The organism is Candidatus Paceibacterota bacterium, from assembly GCA_035404205.1.
Classification (GTDB): Bacteria; Patescibacteriota; Minisyncoccia; order UBA6257; family JAVHQB01; genus JAVHQB01.
The window spans coordinates 1-14682 of the sequence record DAONGQ010000003.1 but is presented as its reverse complement, the minus strand read 5'-3'; the positions used below and the strand labels follow the sequence as shown (position 1 = coordinate 14682).

Genomic DNA, 14682 nt, shown 5'->3' with positions numbered 1-14682 from the left:
CATAGTCACAGACTCTAAATAGTATGAATATTCTTAATCTGTATTTTGTTTCTTTTGCTGCAATCGGATTAATCATTTTTCTGATTTTGTTTTTGCAATGGAGAAAAAAACGCTCATTAGCAGGCGCTATGGAGTATAGATTGTTGCAAGTTTTGATGCCCAAAGCTTCTCCTGAGGAGGCCGCTAAAAAGAAACCAGCTGAGTTTATTAGTCTTTTTGACCAGCTACTTGGGAGTTTGGCCAACTATAAAAAGCCCTTGTTTTGGGAAATGGCAGTACCTACCGATTCTGATCAAATTGCTTTTTATGTGGCTGTGCCCCAAAAGGATGCCGATTTAATAATAAAGCAAATTAACGGTTTCTTCCCAGACGCAGAGATAGAGGTATCTAAAGATTACACAATTTTTCAAGAGAACGGTATAACAGTAGGCGCGGTTTTAACTTTGCGCGAGGACTACGCTATCCCTTTGCGGTCATATCAAGAATTAGAAAATGACCCATTGAACTCTCTCAGTAACGCTTTGGAAAGAGTGGCTCTTGGTAAAGAGGGAGCCGCTATCCAATTGGTAACTAGTCCGGCAAGTGCTGCTTCGTCAAAGTATGTGCAAAGCGTCTTACAATTATTAAGAGAGGGAAAAACTCTCAAAGATGCTAAAGGAGAAAGCGTCGGTCAAATTTTGGCTAAGTCCATTTTGGATAACCGGAGCGCAGAACAAATAGAAAAAGATAAACAAGAAAAAGAAAAGAATAAAGTTATCGATCAAGGTCTTATAGAAACAGTCCAGAAAAAACTAAATCGGCCGCTATTGACTGCCAATATAAGAATTTTAGCTTCAGCAGAAACCTCTCTCAGGGCTGAAGATATTGTTGATAGTTTAGCAGCGGGCTTTTCTCAATTTATGTCAGCTAATAGCAATAGTTTCAACATCACTAAATGGAAAAATCGTGAGAGAGCTTTAAAGGGATTAGTTTATAATTTTGCTTTTAGGTTGCCAGACGAAAAACAGGCAATAATTCTTAACTCTGCAGAATTAGCCGGTCTTTGGCATTTTCCTTTACCTTGTACTGACACTCCAAGTATAAAATGGCTTAAGGCCAAAGCTATTATGGCCCCAAATAATTTAATTAAAGAAGGGGGGATTATTCTCGGAGAGAATGTCTATCGGGGAGCGGTTACTCCAGTACATTTGCTTGATAAGGATAGGGGCAGACATGTTTATGTTATTGGACAAACCGGCGTAGGTAAAACTACGCTACTCAAGCAGATGATCATCCAAGACATTGAGCAGGGGAAAGGTGTTTGTTATATTGACCCACACGGTGATGATGCAGAAGATATTTTGGCCCATATTCCTAAAGAACGAGCTCAAGATGTAATTGTCTTTAATCCAGCTGACGGCGAACATCCTATTGGTTTGAATTTTTTAGAAATTAATTCTAATCGGCCAGAGGAGAAAAATTTTGTCATTAACGAGCTTTTAAGTATTATTGGAAAGATTTACGATCTTAAAACCACGGGCGGGCCTATGTTTGAACAATATTTTAGAAACATCCTTCTTCTGCTTTTAAGCGACCCCGAAGCTGGTTATACACTAATGGAAGTGGTGAGAGTGTTAACTAATCCTGACTTTAGACATTATCTTCTTTTGAAATGCAATGACCCCTTAGTCAAAGAATTTTGGATCAAGGAAGCTGAAAAAGCCGGTGGAGATTTTTCCCTAGCCAATATGGCTCCATATATTAATTCTAAACTGAGTCCCTTTCTCTCGAACGAATTAATAAAATATATTGTGGGACAATCACACTCGACAATAGATTTCAGGGATATTATGGATAATCGTAAAATCTTTATCGTTAAATTGTCCAAAGGACTAATAGGAGATATTAACAGCCAGATTTTAGGTATGATTATAGTGAGTCGTATTCTGATGGCTGCCTTTGCCAGAGCCGATATGGAAGAATCACAAAGGCAGGATTTCAATCTTTATTTAGATGAATTTCAAAATATTACCACCGATAGCGTTGCCACCATCTTGTCTGAGGCTCGGAAATATCATCTCAATTTAACTATTGCCCATCAATATATAGGGCAATTAACGGAAAATATTCGCAATGCTGTTTTTGGCAATGTAGGCAGCTTAATTACCTACAGAGTCGGCCCTATGGATACAGAAGTTCTTCTCAAGGAGTTTGGTCCCGTGGTCAACGCTTATGATTTAGTCAACTTGGACAACTTTAAAGCTTATGCTCGCCTCATGGTTAATAATGCCACTACGGAGCCCTTTAGTCTGAATAAAACCTTTAAACCAAAGCCAGGAAATTTGACCCTGGCAAACCTAATGAAAGAACTCTCAGCTCTTAAATATGGGCGACCCAGAACAGAAATAGATTTGCAGATGTCAGACCGTATGCGTATGAATTAATTTAAACTTATGTCATGTCTTTAGTTTTTTATCGCAAATACCGCCCCCGTTTATTTAAGGAAATAACTGGCCAAGAAATTACGGTTAAGGTTTTAACAAAGGCTATTAAAGAAGGGCAGATTTCTCATGCTTATCTTTTTGCTGGTCCGCGGGGGACAGGTAAAACTACTACGGCCAGGCTTTTGGCTAAAGCGCTTAATTGTCAAAATAGAAAAGCTGGCAGTTTTGAACCCTGCAATGAATGCGAGTCTTGTCTGGCAGCGGAAAATGGCACTAATTTGGATATCATAGAAATTGATGCCGCTTCTCATACAGGGGTAGACGATATCAGGGAGCTTATAGAAAACATCAAATTTCCTCCGGTTAAATTTAAATACAAAGTTTTTATTATTGATGAAGCCCACCAGTTAAGTAAATCCGCTTTTAATGCCTTGCTCAAAACCTTGGAGGAGCCGCCTTCTTATGCAGTTTTTATTTTGGCCAGTACAGAGCCAGAGAAGTTTTTGCCCACTATATTATCTCGAGTGCAGCGTTACGACTTTAAACGCATTGCCCTTGAAGATATTATTCACGAACTCCAAATGGTAGCCAAGAAGGAAGGCTTGCAGATAGAAGACGATGCTTTAAGATTGATTGCTAGCAATGCCAATGGGGGAATGAGAGATGCGGAATCAGTGTTGGGGCAGGTGGCCTCTATGTTCGGAAAGGATAAGATTACCTTGGATGCTCTGCAAAAAATTTTAGGTTCTATAAATTTCTCATCTTTAAGTAAATTCTCGGCGACTATTCTCGATAAAGATATTGGCAAGGCAATTCAAATGGTCAATGATTTAAATGAGAAAGGTTATAATCTTGATGAATTGAGCCGCGCCTTGTTAGATTATTTTAGGTGGTTATTATTGATAAAAGTTTCTCCTGCAACGGAACAATTGATTAGCAGAGAAACTACCGATGAGGAGCTGGATACTTTAAAGAAACAGGCTGCAAGAGCAACTGCAGACCAAATAGAATCTTTTATTAAAGCATTGATGGACCAATTATCCCGAACCAAAAAAGCAGGGTTAGCTACCCTGCCTTTAGAATTAGCTATTATCGATAGCGTTGGTATCAATCCTCAAGAAAAAAGCGCTTAATTTTTCTCTTTTGCTTGATTCGCTTGAAGCCATGAACTCAAAAGGCTGCGGGACTTGGATTCGAACCAAGATACTAGGCTCCAGAGGCCCATGTCCTACCGTTAGACGATCCCGCAAAGCATAGGGTCAATATAGCATAAAAAGTTTTTAATTTGAATATTCTTTGCTAACAGTTTTTAGGCATACATACATGAGTGGGCGTAATCTTATAAAAATAACTAAAGGCGTTTTTTGTATTTTATTTTTGGCAACTTTAATGCCAACGTCTATTAGTTTTGCTATTTCAAATGTTCCCACCGTTCTTACCCCGGCAGAGGAAGAGCAGTTATTGCCGAGTTGCAGCAACTTAAATTTTCTGAGCAATCTTTATCCTGGTTATTTCAATACGCGAGTAGAATGTTTGCAATTGCTTCTAAAGCAAAATCCGATTATTTACCCAGAAGGACTAGTGACTGGTTTTTATGGTCGCCTCACGAAACGAGCAGTGGCACGCTTGAATCAACTAGTTGACCATACGCTAGAAGAAGAGAACTATTTTTTTGATTACAATGCCAGAATCGGTTTGAATGCGCATAGTGGAGAAGCGCGGCTTGATTGGATAAAAAATTTGACATTGTCTGCAACCACTGCAACCACTGCGACTACCAAAGCTGTAATTATTCCTTCTACTACACTACCAGGAGAGCCTGCGACTACCAATACTACTATAGTAGCGCCTACCACGGTAAGTATCCCCATAACTACTTTAGCAGTAACCACGACTTTAGGAGAGAAGATGACAACTTTTCAATCCTGGTGGCAAACTTTTAATATACGCTTAGCGCGGTTATTCTCTTTATTTAAAAAACCTTTAGCCGGTCACTTAAAAAGTACTACTACTTTGATTAACAATTCTAATGATAATTTCGACGTTCCTTCAACGACTAAGGCACCTAATTTTCTTGTTAAAATATTAACAAATTTGGGCAAGGTAAAAATTTTAAATCATTCGTTAATAAAAAGCTCTGAGAAAGAAATAATTGCCTTTACTCTTCCAGATTTTAATAGCGTAGGCACGATTGACCAGCAAAACCATACCATAAAAATACAGGTACCCAATGGGGTAGACCTTAAGAATTTAAAACCTACTATCAGTATCTCGTCTAAGGCTTCTTTAGCACCCCAGCCAGAGCAGGCAAGAGATTATTCCCAGCCGGTTATTTATACAGTCATGGCCGAAAATGGATCTACCACTACTTACACAGTTACAGTCGTCGAGGCCCCCAAAAGCTCCCTGAATACTTTATTGAGTTTCAGGGTTAAAGAATATGAGAGCGCTACAATTATTGATAATCAAATAAATGTGGTTAATTTAACTCTTCCCCTCAAAGCCGACTTAACTAATGTAACGATTATGGCGGAATCAGACCCTTATTCTGAAATTGAGCCCCTCAGCGGTACCAGTTTAAACCTTAATCAATTGAAAACTATTTCAGTCAGAGCCCAAAATGGCGACTTAAGAATGTACAGTTTAAGGGTAACAAGACAGCCTCTAGCGACTATCACCCTACCCACTGCTACCGTTCCTATAACCGTTGCTGATACCTCTTTACAATCAGCCAAGACAACAACTTCTTCTACCACTATGCCAGTAATAGTTACCTCTACAATATCTCAAGCCACAACAACTATAACGACTATGGCTGAGATTCAGGCTACCACTCAAACAACAAAGATAATGCCCACGACTGCAGTTACATTGTTATCTACCAGCACAACCAAGGCGCAACCCATATCTGTAAATATAACTGTTCCTACTGTTTCTACGGCTGCAGCTACTACCTCTACTTCTACCACTGCTACTACTTTAGCTGTTTCAACCACAGAGACTAAAGCCAGCTCTACTATAATTATCGACGAAACGTCGACAACTTCTCTTCCTCAGACGACCAGTACCCTGGAGAGCGCGAGTTCTGCTCTAATAAATGACCCCAGTTCTAAGTCCAGCAACGCAACTGTTACCACTACCCCTCTTCCCAAAAGTTCTTTGCCGATCGGCCTCAGAGATTTTTTGTCCCTTTATTGGGAAACGATTTTGATTGGTTTTGTCATGATTAGCCTTTTGGAGTTAACTTTTGTATTATTAAAAACGGGTGCTATAGATAAAATCTTAGGACGAGGGGCATTCAATACAGGATTTATATCATGTTCTCTAAGCAATCCCAAAATACAAGTTAGCCTCGATTCCGGAAAACATCTTATTCTCTTATATATGCCTGCAGGTGAGCAAGTCCTAGCCAAAGAGCTGACTTTAACCCACAATGACCAGAGCCGATTAGTTTTTGCCCCTCCGCCGGAAGCCATTTTAAAAAATGGTGACACTTATGTGCTTGCTTCACTAGAAGGAGACCAATTTGTGTATACAGTGAAAATTAATAAGCTTTAGTTTATCAGAAAAGTTTTGGTGGATAATTATGGACCCAAAAGACAATTTACTATTAGCCATTAAAGAGGAAGTAATTAATTGCAAAAAATGCGAGTTGTATAAAACCCGTACCCTACCAGTCATCGGTCAGGGCGATCATAACGCCCAAATCATGTTTATTGGGGAGGCCCCTGGCGCTAATGAAGATAAAACTGGCGTGCCGTTTTGTGGACGTTCTGGCCAAGTGCTAAACCTTCTTTTGACCTCGGTGGCCATCAGAAGAGATAACGTTTATATTGCTAATATCTTGAAAGACCGTCCTCCTCAAAATCGCCAGCCAGCTGTAGATGAAATTCTAGCCTGTACTCCTTACCTTTTAAGGCAAATAGATATTATAGAGCCAACAGTAATAGGCACTTTAGGCAATTATGCGACTCATTTTATCCTTGAGCAATTCGGTGTGGCGGAAAGCCAATTGGGTATTAGCCAACTAAGAGGAAAGAAATTTGCAGTGAAAAGCAAGCAAACTGGTAAAAGTTATACGGTGGTGCCTCTTTATCATCCTGCAGTAGCGGTTTACAATAGTCACATGTTTGATGACCTAAAAAAAGATTTTCAAGTTATTAAAGAAGTACTGGATACCCATCCCTAATTATATGATAATTATTACCTGGAATGTAAATGGTTTAAGGGCGGTTTTGCGTCATCATTGGTTACCCTTGATAGAGACTTATGACCCCGACATCATTTGTTTGCAAGAGATTAAAATCGGGGATAAAGAAATGGGGCAATTAGACCAAGAATTCAAGGACTATAAAATAGCTTGGAATTCTGCCATCAAAGCTGGCTATAGCGGAACAGCTATCTTATACAAAAATAATATTAAAGCTAGCGTTATACCGATAACTGACGAAGAGTTTAAGAAGGAGGGAAGAATTACCCAAATAAAGATTGACCACTGCAATATCTTCTCTGTTTACATCCCTAATGGCAAAAGAGACCTGAGCCGTGTTGATTACAAATTGGATTTTTCTGACAGATTGGCGGCCTATTTACAACCTATGCTAGCGCGCCAAGAGAAAATAATTTTAGCCGGCGATTTTAATACCGCTCACAAGGAAATAGATTTGGCTCGGCCCAAGGATAACGAAAAACATACAGGCTTCTTACCGATAGAAAGACATTGGCTGGACAGGTTTTTAGCAGGCGGTTTCATTGATGTTTTTCGTTACTTGCACCCTCAGGAAATTAAATATAGTTGGTGGGCCTACAGAACCGCTGCCCGAGAGAGAAATGTTGGCTGGCGCTTAGATTATTTTTTTGTTAATAATGATTGCATTAAAGATGTTAAAGATTGCCGAATATTGAACGATATTAAAGGCTCTGACCATTGTCCAGTCCTTTTGGACATTAAAAATTAGCATATGGATGATAGACAATTATTAGATTTATTTAAAAGAAAAAGAGAGGAAATAGCTCGCCGGGAAGGCAAAGCTCTTTTTTATGTTTTTAGTAATGATACCCTGGAACGCACCGCGGCTTCGCGACCTACCAATCTAGAAGAACTAAAAAATATTAAAGGTTGGGGGCAAAAGAAAATAGCCGCTTACGGCCAAGAATATCTAGCGCTAATTTCTTCTAGCGATACTGGCAATGCTTGGGAAAAGAATACCATTTCCGAGCCAGCAAGCGCGGGAGCTAAATCTTTGGTTCTTACTGTTGCTGAATTTATGAGCCTAGCCAATAAAGCCTTAGGGGGTTTGGGGGTAGTGGCGGTCAAGGGCGAGATTGGCGGTTTGAGTCTTAAAGGAGATAAGGCTTATTTTGACCTTAAAGATTCCAATTTTAATAATTACGTTATTAATTGCTTTTTGGGGTTTCAGGAGTTTGAAAATTATAGTTATTTATTGGAAAACGGTTTAGAGGTAATTGTGACTGGCCGCCCCAGTCTTTACCAAACAGGTCGTTTTAACCTGAGATTGGAGAAGATAGAACCGGTTGGACAAGGGGCTTGGCAAAAGGCTTTAGAATTATTAAAAGTCAAGTTAGAAAAACTGGGTTATTTTTCTCCGGAGAGAAAAAGGCCTATACCGATGCCGGTACGAGAAATTGGTCTGATTACCTCGGAAACGGGAGCAGCTATTACTGATTTTAAAAAAAATTTAGGTGATTGGGGTATCACTATTTGGCAAATAGATACTCATGTAGAGGGTGATTTAGCGGAAGGGGAAATAATTAAAGCTTTGCATACGCTTAATCTGAAGGGCAATCTTGATGCCATAGTATTAATTAGAGGTGGTGGTGGCGTCGAGAATCTTAAAGTTTTTAATTCCGAAAAAATAGCTGAAGCTATTTTTAATTCTCGTATCCCTGTAATTACCGGTATCGGTCACGAAAAAGATTTAAGTATCGCTGATATGGTGGCAGATAAAAGTCTTTCTACTCCTACAGCTGTAGCCGCCTACTTCAGAAACCAATACGAAGAAATTCTGCAGACTTTGGCGGAAAGCGAATTTGCGCTGAAACAAAGCTTAGAAAATAATCTTTATAGCAAGAGTCTATTGCTTGACCACAAAACCGTTACCCTTAAAACTGGCCTAACTAATATTTTCGGAAGTTGGCGTTTAAAAGAAAGCGCTTTCGCGAATGTTTTGAATAGTTATCGGTTTAAAATTCAAGAGTTTTACAGCCAGCTGTCTCAGGCAGAAAAAGTTTTATCTAGCAAGGTGACAAATGTTTTAGAGCTGTCGAAGCAAGAATTAAGTTTAAAAGCTAGAATTTTTGCCGAGATGAATCCAGAAAAGCCATTACAACGAGGCTATAGTTTGATTTATGATGAGGCCAATCATTTGGTAAAAAGCGCGAATGATTTAAAGATAGGGGAAATAGTGAAGCTCAAAGTAAAAGACGGCTCGGCAGAATCTAGAATAGAAAAAATTAAAGCTGACTTTTAAATTATTAAAGATAATAAATTATTTAATATTATATATTTTATGAAAACAGAGAAAAAAGAAATAACCCTTAGGGAGGCGCTCGCTAAATTAGATGCTTTAACTTCCGAATTGAACAGCCCCAATATTGACTTGGAGATAGGCTTAGACAAATTTAAAGAAGGCATTGAGATTATTAAATTTTGCCGAGAACAAATTGCCAAAGCGGAGAATACTTTTAAATCCTTAAGCCAAGAGTTAGAGAAGGGCAAAAATGAAAATAATAATAATGTTTTGGTTTAAAATAACGCTGACTGTGGATAACTTTTTCCATTACTTGCAGCCGCTGGTCTTTAAATCAGTATCCATGGGCTTTGACGCCATTTAGTAACAATCAGGCAATCTCCTTTAGGCCTGCTTGACAAAACCCTCTAATTTGCTAAACTCATAATAGCTTAGTAGTTCGCAAGAGCTGCCAAGTAACAATTAGGTCCCGCAAGGGTCCTTTTTGTTTTCTTTTCATATCTCTATAAATATTAAAAAGAAGGGTTCAAACCCTTCTTTTTTTGTTTTCTCCTCGGCTTCCTTAATTATCTTTCTTTTTGCCTTTTTTAATAGCAAATAATATATAAGGAACGCCTAGGAGGGTAAGGCCATAGCCAATGTAATCAATGGGGCCATAACCAAATTTTAGAGTAACATGCTCTTGAGTGGGTATCACTGCCATATAAGCGGGCGAGACTAAATAGGGGCCCCTGGCACCGCTAACCTTCCAGGTGGGAAAATAGGATATTTTGACCACATAGGGAATACCTATTACTGGCGCGTCAAAACTCAAAGAGTCATTAGTAGCAACTATCTTAGTAGCTGCTTGTCCTTGGGGTCTAGCCGAAGAAAGCAATTGTTGCCACATATTATTTTCCTCTTGCGAGCTGGTGAAAATAATTGGTGTTTTTAAATCGCCATTTTTATACCAAGGAACGGCATCCTCTTTTAACCAGTCTTTAGCTTTGGTTTTGATGGTAAAATTATTAATCGGTTCTACCAGAGGCGCGTTAGCTACCTTGTAGATATTAAAAGCGCCGGTATTTTGCAGGAAAGTAAGGTTTTGATTATCATTGGCTAACTTTTTAATCTCCTCTGTATAGGCAACAAAATATTCTGCGCCTGAGGCTTGCAAATGTTTTATGCCTTTTGTGAAATCAAATGGTGGATATTCAAAACCGGCAATAGCGGTGGTGGGGTTTTTGGTAGTTTCGGCTTGGTTAATGAAGTGAAAGGGACCAGTTAAACCGGATTCTATGAGCAATCCCTCAAAAGTGGGGTGGCCAGTGTGCATAGGAATGGTTTCTAAAACGCGCGGGGTGCCATACTTATCATATTCTGGTCTGTATTCCCACATCACTCGTCCGGGCGGCAAGCTTCTTAGGAAATAATATAAGCTGTCTAAGTCCTGATAATTATCTTTAACCTGATAGCCTTCATAGTTCCATTTGAACCACGAGGCAGTATAAGAAGTTTCCTTCTTAGTGTAATTTAGGGTAATGACTAAAGTCAGAATAAGAATAATATCGAGGAGCCACAAGTTCTTTTTGAAGAGCTTGATTCGTCCTATCAGACTAAAACCATAGGCAGCCATTAAAAGAAGACTAAACAGGTAATAAGGAAGAAAACGAGTATTCCAAACGGTGGTGTGATTTAAGAAGAGATAGAGAAGCATTGAACCAATGGCTACTGGTAACATAATTCTCATCCGATCATCCTTTTTAATAAAAAGCCATATAATTCCCAGTGAAGCTAATATAATCCATCCTAACCAGAGTTTGGGGGCAATCAAGCTCCACTTTACTTCGTTGGTCCAACTCATGGTTCCTGAATAGCCCTTGTACCAGACCATGCTTAAAGTCCAAAAAGCTGACAAGAGGAAAATGCCTACATAGGTGAAGAAGATATATTTTAGCTTTTCTTTAAAATTGCCATTAATCAAAAGAAAGAATGGCGCTAGGGCAATAAGAAAAAGTCCCGAAATGGGGTGGGATAAAATAACCGCTGCGCCTAAAATAGCGTTGGCAACCAAGTAACGCTTCTCTTTAATGCCCTTATACATCAATCCAATGAATACAAAAAATATGGCAATACTGAAGGTATGGGAAAATTGACCAGCTAAAGTACTGGGCCAGTTTCCGCCATAAGTATTAAAACCTTCAAAGAACATTAAAAGAGTAATGAAAGCTGCTCCTGCTTGTGGTCCGGGGAAATCAACCTTAAGAAATTTCAAACAAAGATAAGCAGCTATAGGAAAAACGGCAATGGACAGGAAAGTTATCCATTTGAAGCTTATTGCCAATGGGAGCGCAAAACCAAGCATGACAGTGGCAGTATAAAGCAGCGGGGGATAAAAATAGAGAAAGGGGAAACCGCTGTACCAATCTGGTGACCACCATTTTATTTTAGGAAATATCTCTTTAGCATACCAGGGGATGTAGATATGAGAACCAGTATCACCTCCGGCCAAATCGGTATTGGTAAATAGATATTTAGCGGGAATGGCGGTGAAGATAAAAATATAAATGAAAGCAAAGACAAAAATGGTTAAAAGTATTTCATTTATTTTTCTTTTGTCTTTTGGGCCGTTGGCACGGGTTGCTTTGCTTAGCAATTGTTTAAACATTGTAATGGTGAAAATAAATTTTAAATATGTCTTTAAATAGATACCAACCTTCCTTCATTGTAAATTTGCTGGAACGCATGTAGTTCTCCGTGACTGGCATAGATATGGTGCCGACTGAGTACTGGAATTTTTTAGCTAAATAAAGGATTTCAATATCTATGGCAAAGCGATTAATAAAGCTGTGGGAGAATATCTTTTTGGCGACTTCTTTTTTAAAACCTTTCAGCCCTGCTTGGGTATCATTAAATTTTAAGCCGGTGAGGAGAAAAATTATTTTTCTCACAATTTGCTTTGCTAAATGATAAACAAAGCTTTCGGTAGGTTTAATTTTTTCTGTAATTACGATGTCTAAGCCAGGATTAATTTCTAACTTTTCCACTAATTGTTTTATACCATTAATACCAAAAGGAATATCGGCATCACAAAAGATTATATAGTCTGTCGTAGCCGCCAGGACGCCTTGTTTGATAGCATAGCCCTTGCCCATATTACGAGCGTAGTTTATAACCTTGGCGGTCTTAGCATATTTTTCTAAAATTGAAGCAGTCGCGTCTGTGCTGCCGTCATTAACTAAAATAAGCTCCGTTTCTGGAAAATTTTGCAAAAGGAGGGAAACAGCCGAATCGATATTCCTTTCTTCGTTATATATTGGTAAAATAAGAGAGAAATTCATTTAAGCCGATAAAAACAGAATAAATTTATCTTAGCTGTTTCAGGCCTTTTTGACAAGAGAAACTTTCCTTTAGCATTTAAATTTTGAGCTTTGGACTTTGGACTTTTAAGATATCTTACTTTATAAACTCCAAGAACTCTAAGAACTTTATAAACTGAATTTTTCTGTAGCGTCTATGTTATACTCATTTTTATGGATTGGGACAAACTGCAAAAAATCTTAGAAGAATTAGGAGAGCCTGCCTATCGGTTGCAGCAGATTAAATTAGCTATTTATAGAGACCTGAAAGACGGCTTTAATTTTATTGATAATATACCGCAAGGGCTAAGAGAGAGTTTAGCTAAACTTATTCCGTTTAATGAACTGACTCTGAAAACAGAACGAAAGGCGGCTGATGGCGCTATTAAACGCTTGTTTCTTACGGCTGATGGACTTGCTATTGAGAGTGTCCTCATTAAACATGAAGACGGACGAAGAACAATTTGTGTTTCCACTGAAGCCGGTTGCCAAATTAATTGTTCTTTTTGCGCTACTGGCCACTTGGGCTTCAAAAGGGTTCTAACTCAATATGAAATTTTCGAGCAGGTTTTGTCTTTTGCTCGCTATCTTAAATCTCAAGGAGAGAGGGTTACTAATGTAGTCTTTATGGGAATGGGGGAGCCTTTTTTGAATTATGATAATGTCAAAAAAGCCATTTTACTCTTAAACGATAAAGACGGTTTTAATTTAGGACAAAGACATATCTCGGTCTCCACTAGCGGAATTGTTCCTGGAATTGAAACTTTTACCAAAGAAACTTGGCAAGTTAATTTGGCTATTTCTCTGCATGCGCCTACCAATGATTTGCGTTCAAAAATTATGCCTATAAATAAAACCTATCCTTTGGCGCAATTAATGCCCGTTCTAGATGATTACGTACTAAAAACCAACAGAAAGTTAATGATAGAATACTTGCTTTTGGGAGGACTTAACGATAGCCCAAAACAAGCAGAGACATTGGTTGAACTTATTGGTAAATATAAAAATATTTCGCGGCTCAGTATGGTAAACTTGATCGTTTATAATGCCACAAAAGATAATTATGGTCATTGGGATACCTTTAAAACTCCCGATGCTAATACTTTAAAAATATTTGAAGATATTCTTTCAAAAAATAAAATCAATTGGACGCGCAGGGTAAGTTTTGGAAGAGATATTAGTGGAGCTTGCGGGCAATTGGCGGGTCGTAATCTTTCAGATTGACATTTTTTTATTTGAGAAACCCGGACCACTGAGTTATAATAATTAGTTATCTCACAAATCTTTAGGTTTCCATTTTTGATGCACGTAGACAGAAAATTTTTAATTACCTTTGGTATCATCGCATCAGGTCTTTGCGGTCTGGTTTTTTTAGGCTCGTGTTTAAAAAAATTTGTAAAAGCTGATGAGCAAATAAAAATTTTACCCTCTAACTATTCTATAGAATCCATTGGTGATGTTACTTGGCAGAATCCTCAAAATGTTTTTAATCAAGATTTATCAGAGGATGCATCTATAGGAGATTTTAATGACAATAATTCTGCCTTTATCCAAGGGTCAACATATATTCCGACCCTAGATAGCTCAAGTGCTACGACACTAGAAGAAACAGCAACAACAATCTTGAATAATACCGTACCAACTACAACTACGACTACGACAACGGCAACAACGACGACAACGACGACAAGTACGATTCCGGTAGTAGACAACATCGAACCGACGACGACAATCACTACTCCAGCAGTAAATAATATCGAGTCAACTACTAGCACTACTTCACCAATATCTTTTCTTGGGAATATTTTTTCTTTTTTTGTCCCTTGGGTCAAAGCAGAAGAAACAACAACTATTGTAGAGGAAACTACTACTATTGATACCACAACAACAATCACTGCGACTACAACCACAACTACAATTGCTTCTACTACCTTTACCCTTCCTGTTGCAGCAATAGATTCTCCTGAAACAACTGTTACAAAAACTACCACTGAGCCCGCAGTAATAGAAGAAGGTATTACTACACCTACTTCTACACTGTCAGAGAAAAATACTGACGAGACAGTTTTAGAGACCACAAATTCTACTGATTTAAAGACTTCAACCTCAACAGTACCAGAGACCAAGATTGATAAAAAAGAAGGGTTAAATTCCTCTGCATTAATTTTATCTGGTTTTGATTTGGGAGAGGACGTTTTTAATCAAATGGTTTCTCAAAACGTTCAATTGAGGTTTTCTTTAGCTGGAGAGAAACAAACGGATGGGAAAATAGTTATTAGCTATTTTTATCATAATGAATGGCAAAATTTAGGAGAAATCGATTTAACCCAGGAGATATCTAATCACAATAATGGCGGTTATTTTCTTTACGCTTTACCTATTTTTGAAAGTTTTCAAGAATTTCAAAATTTCAAAGTTAAATTTCAAATA

The 14682-nt window shown here is 38.3% G+C and carries 11 protein-coding genes and 1 tRNA gene; 9 read left to right on the top strand and 3 right to left on the bottom strand.

Features of this window, described 5'->3' with window-relative positions:
- The first annotated feature begins 23 nt into the window (after positions 1–23).
- Both PK547_00940 and dnaX read left to right on the top strand, forming a co-directional pair.
- Positions 24–2423, top strand: a complete 2400-nt coding sequence (locus tag PK547_00940; GenBank protein ID HPR91287.1) for a type IV secretion system DNA-binding domain-containing protein — start codon at positions 24–26, stop codon at positions 2421–2423.
- 14 nt (positions 2424–2437) lie between these two features.
- A complete protein-coding gene (dnaX, locus tag PK547_00935) occupies positions 2438–3556 on the top strand; it encodes a DNA polymerase III subunit gamma/tau (GenBank protein ID HPR91286.1) in 1119 nt (372 codons plus the stop codon).
- A 45-nt stretch (positions 3557–3601) separates the two neighbouring features.
- On the opposite strand, the gene PK547_00930 is transcribed toward dnaX, so the two are convergent.
- Positions 3602–3672 (bottom strand) — tRNA-Gln (locus tag PK547_00930).
- A 140-nt stretch (positions 3673–3812) separates the two neighbouring features.
- Between PK547_00930 and PK547_00925 the strand changes: the two genes are divergently transcribed.
- The 5 genes from PK547_00925 to xseB are packed head-to-tail and all read left to right on the top strand — an operon-like array spanning position 3813 to position 9193.
- Positions 3813–5981: a hypothetical protein gene (locus PK547_00925; protein HPR91285.1), complete on the top strand. Its 2169-nt coding sequence runs from the start codon at positions 3813–3815 to the stop codon at positions 5979–5981.
- Between the two features lie 28 nt (positions 5982–6009).
- Complete coding sequence (locus PK547_00920) at positions 6010–6612, top strand: uracil-DNA glycosylase (protein ID HPR91284.1); 603 nt, start codon at positions 6010–6012, stop codon at positions 6610–6612.
- A gap of 4 nt (positions 6613–6616) precedes the next feature.
- A complete protein-coding gene (locus PK547_00915; protein HPR91283.1) occupies positions 6617–7381 on the top strand; it encodes an exodeoxyribonuclease III in 765 nt (254 codons plus the stop codon).
- A gap of 3 nt (positions 7382–7384) precedes the next feature.
- Positions 7385–8914 (top strand): exodeoxyribonuclease VII large subunit, encoded by a 1530-nt coding sequence (gene xseA, locus PK547_00910; GenBank protein ID HPR91282.1) that lies wholly within the window; start codon positions 7385–7387, stop codon positions 8912–8914.
- Positions 8915–8953: 39 nt separating this feature from the next.
- Positions 8954–9193: an exodeoxyribonuclease VII small subunit gene (xseB, locus tag PK547_00905; protein ID HPR91281.1), complete on the top strand. Its 240-nt coding sequence runs from the start codon at positions 8954–8956 to the stop codon at positions 9191–9193.
- A gap of 283 nt (positions 9194–9476) precedes the next feature.
- On the opposite strand, the gene PK547_00900 is transcribed toward xseB, so the two are convergent.
- Both PK547_00900 and PK547_00895 read right to left on the bottom strand, forming a co-directional pair.
- Entirely contained in the window at positions 9477–11561 is a 2085-nt protein-coding gene (locus tag PK547_00900) for a 6-pyruvoyl-tetrahydropterin synthase-related protein (protein ID HPR91280.1), read from the bottom strand.
- Positions 11554–12234 carry a glycosyltransferase gene (locus PK547_00895; protein HPR91279.1) on the bottom strand — a complete coding sequence of 227 codons (681 nt, stop codon included), beginning with the start codon at positions 12232–12234 and terminating at the stop codon, positions 11554–11556. Before PK547_00895 ends, PK547_00900 begins: the two co-directional genes overlap by 8 nt.
- 192 nt (positions 12235–12426) lie before the next feature.
- Between PK547_00895 and rlmN the strand changes: the two genes are divergently transcribed.
- Positions 12427–13476 carry a 23S rRNA (adenine(2503)-C(2))-methyltransferase RlmN gene (rlmN, locus tag PK547_00890; protein ID HPR91278.1) on the top strand — a complete coding sequence of 350 codons (1050 nt, stop codon included), beginning with the start codon at positions 12427–12429 and terminating at the stop codon, positions 13474–13476.
- A gap of 78 nt (positions 13477–13554) precedes the next feature.
- Positions 13555–14682: hypothetical protein (locus PK547_00885; GenBank protein ID HPR91277.1), on the top strand; the 1128-nt coding region annotated here is incomplete at its 3' end.